This window comes from Acinetobacter brisouisimilis (assembly GCF_000368265.1).
Taxonomy (GTDB): domain Bacteria; phylum Pseudomonadota; class Gammaproteobacteria; order Pseudomonadales; family Moraxellaceae; genus Acinetobacter.
The window spans coordinates 769,248-784,129 of sequence record NZ_KB851219.1; the positions used below are offsets into that span (position 1 = coordinate 769,248).

The 14,882-nt window shown below is 40.2% G+C and carries 18 protein-coding genes; 6 read left to right on the forward strand and 12 right to left on the reverse strand.

What is annotated here, in order from left to right; translation table 11 throughout:
* Positions 1–7 precede the first annotated feature (7 nt).
* The 7 genes from hscA to F975_RS07380 all read right to left on the reverse strand — a co-directional run bounded on the left by hscA (position 8) and on the right by F975_RS07380 (position 5,767).
* Positions 8–1,873, reverse strand: coding sequence for a Fe-S protein assembly chaperone HscA (gene hscA / locus F975_RS07350; protein WP_004751836.1), 1,866 nt, complete (start codon positions 1,871–1,873; stop codon positions 8–10).
* Positions 1,874–1,898: 25 nt separating this feature from the next.
* Positions 1,899–2,414 carry a Fe-S protein assembly co-chaperone HscB gene (gene hscB, locus F975_RS07355; protein WP_004751837.1) on the reverse strand — a complete coding sequence of 172 codons (516 nt, stop codon included), beginning with the start codon at positions 2,412–2,414 and terminating at the stop codon, positions 1,899–1,901.
* Between the two features lie 82 nt (positions 2,415–2,496).
* The gene (gene iscA / locus F975_RS07360) at positions 2,497–2,817 is read right to left on the reverse strand and encodes an iron-sulfur cluster assembly protein IscA (RefSeq protein WP_004751838.1); all 321 of its coding nucleotides are present in this window, start codon (positions 2,815–2,817) and stop codon (positions 2,497–2,499) included.
* Positions 2,818–2,848: 31 nt separating this feature from the next.
* Positions 2,849–3,235, reverse strand: coding sequence for a Fe-S cluster assembly scaffold IscU (gene iscU / locus F975_RS07365; RefSeq protein ID WP_004751839.1), 387 nt, complete (start codon positions 3,233–3,235; stop codon positions 2,849–2,851).
* Positions 3,236–3,311: 76 nt separating this feature from the next.
* Positions 3,312–4,529: an IscS subfamily cysteine desulfurase gene (locus F975_RS07370; protein WP_004751841.1), complete on the reverse strand. Its 1,218-nt coding sequence runs from the start codon at positions 4,527–4,529 to the stop codon at positions 3,312–3,314.
* Between the two features lies 1 nt (position 4,530).
* Positions 4,531–5,004 carry an Rrf2 family transcriptional regulator gene (locus F975_RS07375; RefSeq protein ID WP_004751842.1) on the reverse strand — a complete coding sequence of 158 codons (474 nt, stop codon included), beginning with the start codon at positions 5,002–5,004 and terminating at the stop codon, positions 4,531–4,533.
* A gap of 115 nt (positions 5,005–5,119) precedes the next feature.
* A complete protein-coding gene (locus F975_RS07380) occupies positions 5,120–5,767 on the reverse strand; it encodes a hypothetical protein (protein ID WP_004751844.1) in 648 nt (215 codons plus the stop codon).
* A 224-nt stretch (positions 5,768–5,991) separates the two neighbouring features.
* Here F975_RS07380 and F975_RS07385 point away from each other — a divergent pair, with 224 nt between their 5' ends.
* The 3 genes from F975_RS07385 (at position 5,992) to F975_RS07395 (ending at position 8,839) form a co-directional block, all read left to right on the forward strand.
* Positions 5,992–6,420: a phasin family protein gene (locus F975_RS07385; protein ID WP_228127435.1), complete on the forward strand. Its 429-nt coding sequence runs from the start codon at positions 5,992–5,994 to the stop codon at positions 6,418–6,420.
* Between the two features lie 150 nt (positions 6,421–6,570).
* On the forward strand, positions 6,571–6,843 hold the full coding sequence (locus F975_RS07390) for an HU family DNA-binding protein (protein ID WP_004751847.1): 273 nt from the start codon (positions 6,571–6,573) through the stop codon (positions 6,841–6,843).
* A 130-nt stretch (positions 6,844–6,973) separates the two neighbouring features.
* A complete protein-coding gene (locus F975_RS07395) occupies positions 6,974–8,839 on the forward strand; it encodes a SurA N-terminal domain-containing protein (protein ID WP_004751849.1) in 1,866 nt (621 codons plus the stop codon).
* A 43-nt stretch (positions 8,840–8,882) separates the two neighbouring features.
* On the opposite strand, the gene F975_RS07400 is transcribed toward F975_RS07395, so the two are convergent.
* From F975_RS07400 to tusD, 4 genes are read right to left on the reverse strand one after another with little or no spacing between them, the layout of a single operon-like run.
* A complete protein-coding gene (locus tag F975_RS07400; protein ID WP_004751851.1) occupies positions 8,883–9,194 on the reverse strand; it encodes a TusE/DsrC/DsvC family sulfur relay protein in 312 nt (103 codons plus the stop codon).
* Positions 9,195–9,205: 11 nt separating this feature from the next.
* A complete protein-coding gene (locus tag F975_RS07405; protein ID WP_004751853.1) occupies positions 9,206–9,487 on the reverse strand; it encodes a hypothetical protein in 282 nt (93 codons plus the stop codon).
* 5 nt (positions 9,488–9,492) lie between these two features.
* Positions 9,493–9,843 carry a hypothetical protein gene (locus tag F975_RS07410; protein ID WP_004751854.1) on the reverse strand — a complete coding sequence of 117 codons (351 nt, stop codon included), beginning with the start codon at positions 9,841–9,843 and terminating at the stop codon, positions 9,493–9,495.
* 42 nt (positions 9,844–9,885) lie between these two features.
* Positions 9,886–10,254 carry a sulfurtransferase complex subunit TusD gene (tusD, locus tag F975_RS07415; protein WP_034425864.1) on the reverse strand — a complete coding sequence of 123 codons (369 nt, stop codon included), beginning with the start codon at positions 10,252–10,254 and terminating at the stop codon, positions 9,886–9,888.
* Between the two features lie 89 nt (positions 10,255–10,343).
* Here tusD and F975_RS07420 point away from each other — a divergent pair, with 89 nt between their 5' ends.
* The 3 genes from F975_RS07420 (at position 10,344) to F975_RS07430 (ending at position 13,423) form a co-directional block, all read left to right on the forward strand.
* A complete protein-coding gene (locus F975_RS07420; protein WP_004751856.1) occupies positions 10,344–11,345 on the forward strand; it encodes an SDR family NAD(P)-dependent oxidoreductase in 1,002 nt (333 codons plus the stop codon).
* Positions 11,346–11,449: 104 nt separating this feature from the next.
* Positions 11,450–12,844: a class II fumarate hydratase gene (fumC, locus tag F975_RS07425; protein WP_004751857.1), complete on the forward strand. Its 1,395-nt coding sequence runs from the start codon at positions 11,450–11,452 to the stop codon at positions 12,842–12,844.
* Between the two features lie 87 nt (positions 12,845–12,931).
* A complete protein-coding gene (locus F975_RS07430) occupies positions 12,932–13,423 on the forward strand; it encodes a hypothetical protein (RefSeq protein WP_004751859.1) in 492 nt (163 codons plus the stop codon).
* Between the two features lie 55 nt (positions 13,424–13,478).
* On the opposite strand, the gene F975_RS07435 is transcribed toward F975_RS07430, so the two are convergent.
* Complete coding sequence (locus F975_RS07435; RefSeq protein WP_004751861.1) at positions 13,479–14,780, reverse strand: dicarboxylate/amino acid:cation symporter; 1,302 nt, start codon at positions 14,778–14,780, stop codon at positions 13,479–13,481.
* Positions 14,781–14,882: the final 102 nt, after the last annotated feature.

Here is a 14,882-nt window from a genome sequence, read left to right on the forward strand (position 1 = left end):
TCTTTACCTATTCAGAAGTTGAGTTTGACCAGTCATCGAGTTTAGTGCCTTTGAGGGCATGGTCAATGTGACGGTTCATACGTAACGCAGCAAAAGCATCACTGTGAACTTTAAGCTGGTTGACAGCTTGCTCAATGGCTTGGAGATCTTGACCTTGTAACTGGTCAGCAACTTTTTGCTGAGCTTGCTGCAATTCGCTGAGCTGAGTGTCATTGAGTAAGTTGGCATCTGTTTTCAGTGCTTGAGTCAACGCTTCAAGTTCACGTTGCGCTTCCACTTTGGTTTCTTGCAGATGACGAAGCTGTTTATCTTCTTCGGCATGTTGGAAACCTTCAAGGAGTAAGCGTTCCATATCGGTATCGGATAAACCGTAAGATGGTTTAATGTCGATATGTGCTTCAACCCCTGACGTAGTTTCACGTGCAGAAACAGCCAATAAACCATCAGCATCAACTTGGAATGTCACTTCAATGCGTGCCTGACCTGCAGTCATTGGTGGAATACCACGCAGCACAAAACGACCTAAAGAACGGCAGTGTTCAACCAGATCACGCTCGCCTTGTACCACATGAATCAGCATGGCACTTTGGCCATCTTGATAGGTAGTAAATTCTTGACGACGCGCTACAGGAATGGCGGTATTACGTGAAATCAGACGCTCAACCAGTCCGCCCATGGTTTCTAGACCTAAAGACAGAGGTGTAACATCGAGCAGTAATGAACCATCTTGGCTATTACCAACCAATTGATTTGCAGTAATCGCTGCGCCAATGGCTACCACTTCATCTGGGTTGATGGTACATAAAGGCTCTTGCTGGAAAACTTCCGCAACAACTTTCTTTACTGCATATGAACGTGTTGAACCACCGACCAGTACGACATTTTGAATATCGCCGAGTTCAAGTTTGGCATCACGCAGTACTCGTTTACAGACAGTAATGGTACGCTCAAGCGCCACCTGAATAATTGATTCAAATGTTAGGCGATCTAAAGTGATGACTTGTTCAAGCAAATGCAATTGAACATGTTCTAACTCAGACAGTTGCTCTTTAGCTTTACGTGCTGTCACCATAAAGTGTGCATGTTCAGCATCATCTAGTTCATCTAGATTCAACTGTTTTTTTGCCCATTTTACGATTAAACGGTCGAGGTCATCGCCACCGAGTGCAGTATGTCCGCCTGTTGCCAATACTTCAAACACGCCTTGCGAGAAGCGCAAAATCGATACGTCAAATGTCCCGCCGCCCAAGTCATAAATGACATAGTTGCGGTCAGTAGATAAGTTGGTTTCCTGATCTAAACCATAGGCAACCGCTGCGGCTGTTGGTTCATTGAGGAGACGTAAAACATTTAAGCCCGCAAGCTGAGCCGCATCACGCGTTGCTTGGCGCTGTGCTTCATCAAAATATGCAGGGACGGTAATCACAGCGCCTGTAATAGGTTGCTGAATACTGTCTTCGGCACGGAGTTTAAGTTGTTTTAAAATATCAGCAGAAATTTCAACAGGTGTTTTTGGTCCGGCATTGGTTTGGAATGCAGGCATTTCATTGTCTGCGCCAACCAGTTCATACGGATGTTGAAATTTGATATCTGCTTTAGAACGACCCATAAAACGTTTGACTGAAACAATGGTGTTTTTAGGATCGCGGGTAACAAATGGTTTGGCTTCCTCACCGTAAGCATTTTGTTCTTTTGCATAATGCACAATCGATGGCAATAAAACCCGACCATGTTCATCTTCTAAAACTTTAGCTTGGCCTGAGCGTACAGTGGCAACCAAAGAGTGCGTTGTGCCTAAATCAATACCAATCGCAACACGGTGTTCGTGAGGCGCACTTGACTGACCAGGTTCAGCAATTTGCAAGAGAGCCATCTGTTAAAATCCTTGAATATAAAAATTAAAAATCATCATCCAGATCATACTGTTCATCATCAAGTAACTGATCTTCAGCTTTATCAATGTCATTCATGACACGCTGGAAGAAGCGTAACTTGCGTACAGTATCGCGTGCTTCGCCCCAGTCTTCATCATCATAATCGATTTTAAATTCACGAACCAAACTACCAATCCATTGATTCACTTCGTCTTTTAGAGAGTGAAGTTGTTCTGGATTTTGTGCTTCATCAAGTTGTTCACGAATTTCAAGTGCTGACTGTAAAAATTCAAAATCATGAATCGACTGATCAAGACCATGGTCTTGTTTTTTAAGCGAAAGCAAATAAGCAGAGCGGCTGTCGACATGAGACAGAACTTTATAGGCTTGATTAATTGCACTCGATTTGATGAGTGCTTGATCTTTATCTTGTGCTTTGTCAGGGTGATATTGTTGTTGCAATTTTAAAAAGCTATTTTTTAAAGCTGCTAAATCAATATCGAGCGCTACAGGTAATTCGAACAACTCAAAATGATTCATGGGGGATAATTTCCACGAGGTAAATGTCAATAAAACAGTGAATTATACACTGTTTTATTGAAAATGAAGGAGAAGGGGAGAATTAAACAGTGAAAGACTCACCGCAACCACATTCACCTTTTTTGTTTGGGTTATTAAATTCAAAGCCTTCGTTTAGACCATTTTTAACATAGTCCATTTCTAATCCTTCGAGATAAACTAAGCTCTTAGGATCAACAAAAACTTTTACGCCAAACTGTTCAAAAATTTGATCATGTGTATCGACTTCATCTACAAATTCGAGTACATACGCTAAACCTGAACAGCCTGAAGTTTTCACCCCAACGCGAATGCCTTCACCCTTACCACGATTTTTCAGGTAATTGCTAATATGAGTGGCTGCATTTTCAGTTAAATGGATCATGAAAACTCCGTGAATTTATCTTGCCAAACAATTATGCATTTGATTTTTTGCTACGATAATCTTCAATCGCAGCTTTGATCGCGTCTTCTGCCAATACCGAACAGTGAATCTTTACAGGTGGTAAAGCAAGTTCAGTCGCAATATCAATGTTCTTGATTGCTTGTGCTTCATCAAGTGTTTTACCTTTTAACCATTCGGTTACCAGTGAACTTGATGCAATCGCAGAGCCGCAACCATAAGTTTTGAAACGTGCTTCTTCAATTACACCTTCATCGTTCACTTGGATTTGTAAGCGCATTACGTCGCCACATGCAGGTGCACCGACCATACCTGTACCTACGTTGGTTGCATTTTTGTCAAGTACGCCAACATTACGTGGGTTTTCATAATGGTCAATGACTTTATCGCTATATGCCATGGTCTTTCTCCGAACCTAGGGGGTCAGCCTGAGTATCCTTAATTTAATATGGGGGTAAAAACATTAATCGCAAGGATTAATGTTCTGCCCATTCAACTGTTGAAAGGTCGATGCCTTCTTTGTACATATCCCAAAGCGGTGAAAGCTCACGAAGTTTTTCTACAGCAGTTTGAGTAATGCTAATTACGTGATCAATATCTTCTTCAGTTGTGTATTTACCAAAACTGAAACGGATTGAGCTATGTGCAAGTTCGTCAGACAAACCTAGTGCACGTAACACGTAAGATGGTTCTAGTGTTGCAGAAGTACATGCAGAGCCGCTTGAAACAGCAACATCTTTAAGTGCCATCATTAAAGATTCACCTTCAACAAAGTTAAAGCTGACATTTAAATAGTTGGCAACATTGTATGTTGGGTGACCGTTTAGGAAAACTTGTTCTAAGCTTTGCAAGCCATTCCATAATTTGTCACGCAGTACACGTAAGCGAGCTTGTTCTGCTTGAAGGTTTTTACCTGCAAGTTCAAATGCTTCGCCCATACCTACGATTTGATGGGTTGCCAGTGTACCAGAACGCATACCACGTTCATGACCGCCACCGTGCATTTGTGCTTTTAGGCGAACACGTGGGCTACGGCGTACATAAAGCGCACCAATCCCTTTAGGGCCATAAATCTTGTGACCAGAGAAACTCATCAGGTCAACTTTCATTTGACTAAGATCAATTTCAATCTTGCCTGCAGCTTGAGCAGCATCAACATGCAAGAAAGTTTTGTTGGCGCGAGTCAATTCACCAATTGCAGCAACATCTGTTACCGTACCAATTTCATTGTTCACCATCATGAGGGACACTAAAATCGTATCTGGACGAAGTTCAGCAGCCACCATTTCAGGTGTAATCAAACCTGTTTGTGGTTGAGGTTCAATATAGGTAATTTCAAAACCTTCTGCTTCGAGCTCACGACAAGTATCTAAAACCGCTTTATGTTCGATTTTACTGGTAATGATATGTTTGCCTTTAGAAGCGTAGAACTGAGCAACGCCTTTAAGTGCAAGGTTATCCGATTCGGTTGCACCAGAAGTCCATACAATCTCACGTGGATCAGCTTTAACAAGATTCGCAACTTGCTCACGTGCATACTCTACTTTTTCTTCTGCTTGCCATCCGTAAGCATGTGAGCGCGATGCTGGGTTACCGAAGGTACCATCAAAGGTTAAGCATTCCATCATGCGTTCAGCAACTTGTGGGTCAACTGGAGTTGTTGCTGCGTAGTCAAGATAAATAGGACGTTTCATGTTAAATACCTGTAACCGATAATAGGTCTGACTCATAAGGTGCTGTATTTTGGCGAATCGAGACAGTTTGAACATTGTCGCGTGAAATGAGGTCAGCCAAAGAGATTTTTGCTAAATAATCGGCGATATGGTGAGAAAGATCTTGCCATAAGTCGTGAGTTAAGCACATTGCGCCATTTTGACAATTACCTTTATGGTCGCAACGTGTGGCATCCACTGTTTCATTGACAGCTTCAATAATTTCTAAAATCGTAATTTCATTTGCGCTTCTTGCTAAATGGTAACCACCATTTGCACCACGAACGCTAGAAACTAAACCATGACGTTTAAGCTTAGCAAATAACTGCTCGAGATAAGCGACTGAAATTGTTTGGCGTGCTGCAATTTCTGCAAGTGTGATCGTTTCTTCAGGTGGCTGCAAAGCTAGGTCGAGTAGAGCAGTCACTGCGTAGCGACCGCGAGTGGTTAAACGCATAATTCGATACACATGTTTAGACTAGATGTCTAAATTTTATGAATCCTGACTAAAATAGTCAAGTTTTTTTGATAGGAATAAGATAGACGGGATTTAAACGGGTTAAATGACTGTTTTAACCAGCCCAACTATTATATAGCAAAGTACATAAAAGTATGACAATTACCGTAATAAAAAAACTATTTAAGCGGCGTTGCTTTTTTTCTATGTGACGTAGACGGTTTTTATACTGTTTAACTTCAACCTGTAAGCTATTGATTTTAGAACGTTGATATTCAATTTTTTCTAAAAGTGGTGCAATACGTTTCTTTGAAGCAACAACTTCGCTGTCAGGTTCTGAGCGAAATAACCATTTTTTCCAGTCAGAAGCGAGTTTAGGAAGTGCGAGTTGGGAGAGTAAATCTCGAAATGGGTCTTTGAGACTGTCATGCCCGTACATGCGAATTCCACGCACACTTTTTTTATGACCTAAGACTAAAGTTTGGACATAACTAAAGACGGTACCGCTAATTTCAAGGTCGACAGGCGAGTCAGGGGCTTGGAGGTCAAACAAAATTCCTTTACGAGTAAAGCGCACATAAAAGTCAACATAGGGAATATAACAATTCACTTTGACTGTGAGTTGCTGTTCTATGAATTCTTTTGCATGTAATTGCACTACATCGTCATGTGTAAAAATGAAGCTGTAAAAAGTTTCTAGTGCAATCATGCCAAAGTTCAACAATAACTTGGGCTGTTCTTGTGTTTGTTGAGATTCACTCATAAAGTCAAAATTCCTCAATGAAAATCTGAAGATTCCATTGATTGTCCTCGAACGATGAAAATGGTCGAAAAAATGAAGTAGTTTTGTAGAACAGTTTGGGGAAATGTTCAAGTCATATCTTTGTTATTATAACGTGATTATGCGCAAAGCAGTTGTTGATATACAAAGAGAGGGGGAGCTGCATGAGTAAAAGCACAATAAAACAGCAAAATGAATCTGATGATATGACAGTTGAACCACAAGTGAAAAAAAATAAGCAGAATCAAAAAACTGCTTTGGATTTTCGCAAATATACTCAACAAATTTGGCTGGCAGGGTTAGGCGCATTTTCACGTGCTGAAGAAGAAGGCAATAAATTCTTTGACTCACTGGTCAAAGTGGGGGAAGAACTCGAAGCCAAGACTTTGGATTTTGCAGATCAGACTGTGACCAAAGTGACAGATAAAGCTTTAGAATCGGTTTATGAAACCAAAGACAAAGTCGAAAAAATACTGGATCAGAGTGTTAACACCTCACTTAATCGCTTGGGATTGGCATCAAGTAAAGACATTCAGCATCTGGAACAATTGATTCTATCGCTGCACAGTAAAGTTGACGCGTTAATTGAAGAAAATCAGGCATTGCGACAGCAGCTTTCACAAAGCTCTCAATAAATGTGCATTTTCATGGTTTTTTGCAGGGAAAATCTTATAAAAGCATTTGATGAGTATTGCCTTTTTACCTCAAGCATTGCTATAAAGGCGGTATGGTTATATACGAAAGCCTTGGATCTTTAACAACCAAATTAAGAGGACGTAATCTTCATGAATAAATCAGAATTAATTGATGCGATTGCTACAAAAGGGGGATTGTCTAAAACTGATGCAGGAAAAGCATTGGATGCGACTATTGCTTCTATCTCTGAAGCGTTAAAAGCGGGTGACACAGTAACTTTAGTGGGCTTTGGTACATTTAGCGTGAAAGAACGCAGTGCGCGTACAGGCCGCAATCCAAAAACTGGTGCAGAATTGCACATTGAAGCCAGCAAAGTACCTAGCTTTAAAGCAGGTAAAGGCTTGAAAGACGCTGTTGCATAAGATAAGACAGCCAATTAAGCGCGCCTAAAGGCGCGTTTTTTATTGAATTGGCGAAATAAACAAGGCAAATCCGTTCATTCATTTATAGATTTCAGTTAAAATCGCACACAAATAAAATATTGGAATACTTATGGAATCGTTTCGTAAACTGATCAAAGGTTGGTTGGGCATCGCATTGCTGGTGTTATTCCTAACTCCTTTAGCGTTAGTAGGTATTGAAGGATATTTTAGTGGATCGAAAAAAACCGATGTAGCTAAAACAGTAAATGGTCAAGACATTACCAATAAAGATCTTGATGATTTAGTGAAAGCTTATCAACAGCAATATTTGCAATATGTTCAAGGTGACGCATCTTTACTCAATATGGATGCGATTCGTAATAATGCACTAGATACCCTAATTGCTCGTCAGTTATTGCTTCAACAAGCACAGAAAATGGGCTTGAATCTAAGCGATACGCAGTTTGTTGCAATGTTGTCACAAGTTCCTGAATTTCAAGTGAATGGTAAATTCAGTGATCAGGCTTTTGGTAATTATTTGCGTAGCAGTGGCATGACCAAAGAAATGTTAATTGCAAATTTGCGTAAAGATCAGGCATTAAAAATGCTTTCAGGAACGATTTCTAATTACACATTACTCGACAAAAACGATATTCAGCGCTTGGCAGCAACTCAAACTGAGCAGCGTGAGATTTATTTGGCAAGCGTTAAACTTGATGAATATAAAAAAGGGTTAACGGTTAGTGCCCAAGAAATTGCTGACTATTACAATAAACACAAAAGTAATTTTAAACAAAACGCGAGTGTTGATGTTGACTACGTTGTGTTAACACCAGCCATGATGAATACATCGACTGCCGCACCAACAGATGCTGAAATTCAGCAGGCATATAGCAAATATCTAGTGACTCAGAAGAAAAATGTGGCAAAAGAAGTTCGCCATATTTTAATTAGCCATGATAATCGCGGTGATGCTGCTGCATTGAAACTTGCCAATGATGTTGAAGCAAAAATTAAAGCGGGCATGTCCTTTGCAGATGCTGCAAAACAGTATTCTGAAGATCCGACATCGAAAGATAAAGGTGGTTTACTGGATGGTTATAAAGCAGGTACGTTAGGCTCAAAAGAGTTTGATGGTGCTGTTGCTACTCTGGCAGATAATCAGGTTTCACAACCAGTAAAAACAAGTTTTGGTTATCACATTATTGAAGTGAAAACGCCAAATGCGAAAATTGCATCACTTGAAGCAGTGAAATCGCAATTGGTTGCAGATATTGAGAAAAGCAAAAAAGCCAATGCATTTAGTGATGTTGTCAATAAATTAAATGATACTGTCATTAGCAATGATGCTTTAGATGTTGTGACCCAACAGGTAAAAACTGCCAAAGTACAATCTGTAAAAGCAGTAACAGTCTGGACTAAAGATCCCTACTTAAGTGATACAACTGTTAAAAGTAAACTCTTTAATGATGATGTGAAAAATGGTGATCGTAATGCATCAAGTAGCATTCAGTTGGCAAATGGTAGTGTAGTTTGGGTTAAAGTTCGTAACTATCATGCTGCTGGTACACAATCTTTAGTTCAGGCGACTGCTGCAATTCGCGCAAAAGTGCTTGATCAAAAAGCAGAGGCGGTAGCTAAACAACGCTTAGCAGCAACATTTAATGGCTTTAAAACCCAGCCCGCTGCTCAGGTACAGTCATCAAGCATTAAATTCGAGAAAGCAGGAGTATTCCCACGCCAAGGCTTGAAGAAAGAAGTGTCTAACATTGCATTTACTTTACCAGCGCCAAAAGAAGGAATGTGGTCAGTTGGAACAACAACTTTACCAAATGAGATGATTGTGATTGCTGTGTCTAAGGTTGTACCAATGGATGCGAAAGCGATTAGTGCAGAACAAATGCAGCAATTGCAAAACTGGTATCAGCAAAGTCGTAGTGAGCAGGAGCTTGCAGATTATGTTGAATATCTGAAATCAAAAGCAAAGATCAAATAAAATAAAAAAAAGCGCTTCGGCGCTTTTTTTATGCAGATAAATTTTATAAACAATTGGCAGGTTTGGGAACACCAGCCAGACGACTCAGATGGCGAGCGACCAAACCTGTATTGAACTGTTGCTGTAGTACAGCATTATTAATTTCAGGGCTGACGCTTTTCATTAAATACTTGATTAGAGGGCGAGTGGCAGGTGAATGCCCAAATTGCTGATAAAATTGGCGAACTGCATGTAAAATTTCAAAATGCCATGCAGTTAGTTTAATATCTAGACTGTTTGCAAGTTCTTGAGCAATATCTTCATTCCAGATTCGGTAATCTAGCAAATGACCATCTTGGTCGAGTTCTAAAGTCATGTTTTTCTCGATTATTTCAAACTGATGCAGCGGGTATGTTGCAATAATAAATTGGAAAATTCTGAATAATCAATAATGTTTAAAAGATGAGGTTTTACTTCAGGCAAAATATCTGCATCTGCTTTGAGGATATAGAGTGTATAAGGCTCTAAAGCAGGCTCACCATACAGTAAAGCAGATTCTGCCATGAGTACAACCTGATCTTGCGGAGTTGCCATTTGTTGGAGCTGTGTGAGCAATGACGCTGCTTTACTGTAATCGCCCTGAATTAAAAAAAGTGTTGAATTTGACATGATATTTACCAGTAAAGCACGTGTTCAAAATTTTGTAGAAACTCGGCATTGAGCTCAATAAACTCAATTTCATGTTCACTTTGTTCAACAAAAGCATGCTGCTGTTGCTGGCGTTCCACATAAATTGGCGTGAGGTCGTAAAACTCGAAACTATCTACCATGTTTGAGCCGAGTTTGAAGGCATGTGTCGATGGATTAAAAACCAGATCGTTTTTGAGTAGGCTTAATGCCGCATCTTTAAGCAAAACTTTAACCTGACAGCCAAATGTTGCCAGTACCATCGTTGCAGACAAGCTTTCATTGCTTTGCGCTTGCATTAGGTTGGCTTGAGTTAAAATAACAAGAACAGTTTTCACAGAACTACCTTTTAAAAACAACAAAACACACGTGTAAAGCTTTTAGAATTGAACTAAACGAGTGGTATTTTGAACAGCATCGGCAAATTCCCCTAGACCAACCAGTTCAAAGCCTGATGCGAGATTAAATTGTGTTAATTGATGGCGTTCGGCATTTTCTTGATCTGTAATGCCCCTAGCCAACGCCGCACTGACACAAACAGGTAAACGAATACCAAGTTTTTGCCATTCCTGAGTGAGTTGGCGTTGATCATCAGGACACCAGTTCAGGGAGTTTGCTACCATGACCCCATCCTGATAGAAAAAAACCCGAAAACTTTGATTTGTAGCTTGGAGTGCTTGCACTGTACTTAGTGCATGCCAAGCCAAAACAGAATGTGGAGAAGCGGTGACAAGAATTAGGGTGCTCATAACAAATCACTTTACAAAGAATATGGCTATGCACTCGCGTGGGCTTGGTAATGGTAAGCCATGAAAAATGAACAATAGGTAATTATACAATGATTTTAATCACAGGTGGTTTAGGTTTTATAGGTTCACATATTGCATTGCACTTATTGTCTAAAGGGCAACAAGTTGTGCTGGTGGATAATTTAGTCAATAGTCATCCGCATACCTTAGACCGTTTGCAATATATCTCAGGGCAATATATTCCATTTTTACAGGTTGATGTGCGTAATACTCCTGCATTAACCAAATTTGTAGAACAATACCCAATTGATGTGGTGATTCATTGTGCAGGATTTAAATCGCTACAAGAATCAGCCATGAAACCGATTGAGTATTATAACAATAACTTAAGTGCTTTAATGAGCATTGTTCGTATGATGCAGCGGATTGGTTGTCGGAACTTTGTGCATTTATCCAGCCTGATGGTTTATGGAAGTTCTGAAACGAAGCTGTCAGAAACTACACCGCTGAATTATCAGTGTGCTAATCCTTATATCCAGTCACAACAAATGATGGAAAAAATTCTTGCTGATGTATTTCAACATGACAATGAATGGAATATGGCTATTTTACGTCTTGCCAATGTTGCTGGTGCATTTGAACAAGGTTTTTGGGGAGAATTTGTTCCTAAATTACCAAAAAGTATTATGGGGCTGTTGATGCAAGCCGCGAATCATGAGCGCGAAGGCATTGAATTATATCAGGCTGCCAAGACTCAGGATCATACGGTTGAGCGCAGTTTTGTGCATATTTTAGATGTCTGTGATGCTTTGGAAAAAACTTTGGAATGGTTGAAACAGCAACAGCATTGTTATGAAACATTCAATATTGCCAGAGATGATGTGATCAGTATTGCCGATCTACTTCATGCGATAGAAGAGATTGTGGATACGAAAATTCAGGTATTGAATGCTACACATCATTTAAATCAAGGAGTATTAGATCAGGTTGGTGCAGATGTAACTAAGGCCAAGCAAGTGTTAGATTGGACTGCACAACGGACGGTCGCACAGATGCTACAGGATCAGTGGCGATTTTATCGTGGTGCATAAATAAAAAGTAAATGATAATTATTTATTAAGTGCCTGTTACTGAGTATGATTGGATTCAGCTTGTGATGAAAAAGATTAATCATAAAAATTAGAGGATATGAAGTATGAAAACACGCATCGAACATGACACTATGGGGGAAGTTGAAGTCCCAGATGACGCGCTGTGGGGGGCACAGACCCAACGCAGTTTACAAAACTTCAAGATAGGTCAGGAACGGTTACCTCGCGCCATGATTCGTGGAATGGGGCTGGTCAAGAAAGCAGCTGCATTAACCAATGCAGAGCTGAAACAGATTCCACAAGAGCTGGCAAACTATATTGTTGACGCGGCTGAAGAAGTGATTGCAGGGCAATGGGATGCACAATTTCCACTGGTAGTTTGGCAAACAGGTTCAGGTACGCAAAGTAACATGAACTGTAATGAAGTGATTGCCAATATTGCCAACCAAAAGCTGGGTAACCCTTTGGGTTCACAAAAGCCTGTCCATCCGAATGATCACGTGAACCGTGCGCAATCGACCAATGATTCATTTCCAACTGCGATTCATGTTGCAGCGAGTGTGCAAATTAATGAGCTACTGATTCCTGCGGTGAAACGCCTGCGTGATACCTTGCAGCAAAAATCAGATGAATTTCAGCAGATTGTCAAAATTGGGCGGACACACTTACAAGATGCAACCCCGTTAACACTAGGGCAAGAGTTTAGTGGTTATGTCTCACAGCTTGAACATGGTTTGAAACGTCTTAATCAGGCACTTGAAGGCTTGTATGAGTTGCCACTGGGGGGTACGGCTGTAGGTACAGGATTAAATGCCCATCCAGATTATGCGGTAAATGCTGCAAAACAACTGGCACAACTGACGGGTTTGCCTTTTGTCACTGCACCCAACAAATTTGAAGCATTGGCTGGACGTGATGCTGCGGTATTTGCATCGGGTGCATTGAAAACCCTTGCAACTAGCCTGAACAAAATTGCAAATGATATTCGCTGGTTAGCCAGTGGACCACGTTGCGGATTTGGTGAGTTGCGGATTCCTGAAAATGAACCAGGTTCAAGCATTATGCCAGGGAAAGTCAATCCGACTCAAAGTGAAGCCATGACCATGGTGGTAGCGCAGGTTTTAGGAAATGACACTACGATTAATGTCGCAGGGGCATCAGGTAATTTTGAGCTAAATGTCTTTATGCCTGTGATTGCATTTAACCTGTTACAGTCGATTCAGTTACTGGGTGATGCATGTAATAGCTTTAATGATCATTGTGCTGTAGGTATTGAACCAAACCGTGAAAAAATTGACCACTTTTTGCATAATTCTTTAATGCTGGTGACAGCACTGAATCCTGTGATTGGTTATGAAAATGCAGCGAAAGTGGCAAAAACAGCTTATAAGGAAAATAAAACCTTAAAACAGGTGGCTGTAGAACTTAATCTGGTAACGCCTGAGCAGTTTGATGAAGTGGTACGCCCTGAAAAAATGGTTGCACCAAATGTGAAATAATAGACATGTCTGAACATCAGCAGTTTGTATTGGCGTGAGTTATGCGTACAATATAGCGCTCTATATTTACTGCTGATGATCTTTTTTATGCTCGATATATATTTAACCGATACGCAACAACACGTTCAGTTTCAAGATTATCCGGGTGATCATCCTGTTAAATTTATTCTCAATTTTAAAAAGATTTTTCCAAGTGTCATGGAGCTGCTATTGCCAGTTCTACCTTCAGATGAAAATCTGGAAAAGATGAGTTGGGAATCAACCTGCCGTGATTTCGAGATTTTTAAATTACTGCTCAGTGGTTGGGGATTGGTTGAACTGCGTTTAAATGCAGTCGCACAATATAAAGACCGTGTTTATGCCGACCAGTTTGTGAAAAAAGCACAGGCAAAGCGTAAAGAATACAGCAAGAAGAATGCTAAATTGTCGAGTGTTGAACTAGACTATTTGTTCTTACAAGATTTACATGCTTTGGTTGATGCTGATTTGGTGGAAATTGGTGAAAAATTCTATCTGCCAACATTGCGCGAACAATGGAAAAATTATATGTCTGCAAATATTTTGCAAGGGCAAATCTAAATTTAATTCGCATAAAAAAACCGCATCAAGATGCGGTTTTTTTATATTTTGCAAATTAGGCTTTAGCTTTGTGTGCTTTTAGCGTTGCATCTAATTTTTCTTTGTCTAACGCTTTGTCCCAACGAGCAACAACGATTGTTGCACACGCATTACCAATAAGGTTAGTCAGTGCACGACATTCAGACATGAAGCGGTCGATACCTAAAATAAGCGCCATACCTGCAACTGGGACATCTGGAACGACAGATAAAGTTGCTGCAAGCGTAATGAAGCCTGCACCAGTTACACCTGCTGCACCTTTAGAGCTGATCATGGCAACGAGTAATAGGGTTAACTGCTGACCAATGGTTAAGTCAATATTACATGCTTGAGCAATAAACAATGCTGCCATCGTCATATAGATGTTTGTACCATCTAGGTTAAACGAGTAACCTGTTGGAATAACAAGACCTACAACAGATTTTTCGCAACCTGCTGCTTCCATTTTTTCCATGAGTGATGGTAGAGCAGCTTCAGAAGAGCTTGTTCCTAGAACTAACCAGAGTTCTTCTTTAATGTAACGAACCAAGTCAATAATTGAGAAACCATTGTATTTGGCAACAGCACCCAAAATAATCACGACAAACAATACCGCAGTAATGTAGAAAGTGAGAATCAATAATGCCAGGTTACCAATAGAACCAATACCATATTTACCAATTGTAAATGCCATTGCACCAAACGCACCAATTGGTGCAAGTTTCATGAGCATGCCTACAAGTTTAAATACAGGAGTAGTTAGGTTGTTTAAGAAATCAATAATTGGTTTAGAGTGTTCGCTGGTTGTTGCAAGTGCAATACCAAACAATACTGCAACAAAAAGAACCTGCAAAATATCGCCACCAACAAGTGGGCTAACCAATGTTTTTGGAACGATATTCATCAAGAAGCCAACGACAGTCGAGTCGTGCGCTTTCTCGACATATTCGGAAACTTTGTCGCCGTGTAAAGTTGCAGGGTCGATATTTAAGCCGTGACCAGGTTGGATCACATTGGCAACCACCATCCCAACAAATAACGCGATAGTTGAGAATGTGACAAAATAAAGCATCGCTTTACCTGTTACACGTCCAACACTTCCCATGTTGTTCATGCTAGCAATACCCGTGACTACAGTTAAGAAAATAACGGGTGCGATGATCATTTTTACAATATTAATAAAAGCATCACCTAAAGGTTTGAAACTTTCACCAACGCTTGGGAAGAAATGACCTAATAAAATACCTATGGCAATTGCGAAGATTACTTGAACATAAAGTATTTGGTAAAACTTCGGCTTGTCCCCTGGAGCTTTGGGTTGATGTGCGTGAATGTCCATTAATATAAAGTCCTATAGATATTCCAAAAAAGTGGGTGCCAATTTTGTGGTTTACTTGCAAAACGAATTTTACTTTAAAAAAATATTTGAAGTTAAAATGTA

Bases quoted from the DNA above. Each gene is read 5' to 3' on its own strand.
- hscA (WP_004751836.1), bottom strand. From the start codon at position 1,873: ATGGCTCTCTTGCAAATTGCTGAACCTGGTCAGTCAAGTGCGCCTCAC.
- hscB (WP_004751837.1), bottom strand. From the start codon at position 2,414: ATGAATCATTTTGAGTTGTTCGAATTACCTGTAGCGCTCGATATTGAT.
- iscA (WP_004751838.1), bottom strand. From the start codon at position 2,817: ATGATCCATTTAACTGAAAATGCAGCCACTCATATTAGCAATTACCTG.
- iscU (WP_004751839.1), bottom strand. From the start codon at position 3,235: ATGGCATATAGCGATAAAGTCATTGACCATTATGAAAACCCACGTAAT.
- F975_RS07370 (WP_004751841.1), bottom strand. From the start codon at position 4,529: ATGAAACGTCCTATTTATCTTGACTACGCAGCAACAACTCCAGTTGAC.
- F975_RS07375 (WP_004751842.1), bottom strand. From the start codon at position 5,004: ATGCGTTTAACCACTCGCGGTCGCTACGCAGTGACTGCTCTACTCGAC.
- F975_RS07380 (WP_004751844.1), bottom strand. From the start codon at position 5,767: ATGAGTGAATCTCAACAAACACAAGAACAGCCCAAGTTATTGTTGAAC.
- F975_RS07385 (WP_228127435.1), top strand. From the start codon at position 5,992: ATGACAGTTGAACCACAAGTGAAAAAAAATAAGCAGAATCAAAAAACT.
- F975_RS07390 (WP_004751847.1), top strand. From the start codon at position 6,571: ATGAATAAATCAGAATTAATTGATGCGATTGCTACAAAAGGGGGATTG.
- F975_RS07395 (WP_004751849.1), top strand. From the start codon at position 6,974: ATGGAATCGTTTCGTAAACTGATCAAAGGTTGGTTGGGCATCGCATTG.
- F975_RS07400 (WP_004751851.1), bottom strand. From the start codon at position 9,194: ATGACTTTAGAACTCGACCAAGATGGTCATTTGCTAGATTACCGAATC.
- F975_RS07405 (WP_004751853.1), bottom strand. From the start codon at position 9,487: ATGTCAAATTCAACACTTTTTTTAATTCAGGGCGATTACAGTAAAGCA.
- tusD (WP_034425864.1), bottom strand. From the start codon at position 10,254: ATGAGCACCCTAATTCTTGTCACCGCTTCTCCACATTCTGTTTTGGCT.
- F975_RS07420 (WP_004751856.1), top strand. From the start codon at position 10,344: ATGATTTTAATCACAGGTGGTTTAGGTTTTATAGGTTCACATATTGCA.
- fumC (WP_004751857.1), top strand. From the start codon at position 11,450: ATGAAAACACGCATCGAACATGACACTATGGGGGAAGTTGAAGTCCCA.
- F975_RS07430 (WP_004751859.1), top strand. From the start codon at position 12,932: ATGCTCGATATATATTTAACCGATACGCAACAACACGTTCAGTTTCAA.
- F975_RS07435 (WP_004751861.1), bottom strand. From the start codon at position 14,780: ATGGACATTCACGCACATCAACCCAAAGCTCCAGGGGACAAGCCGAAG.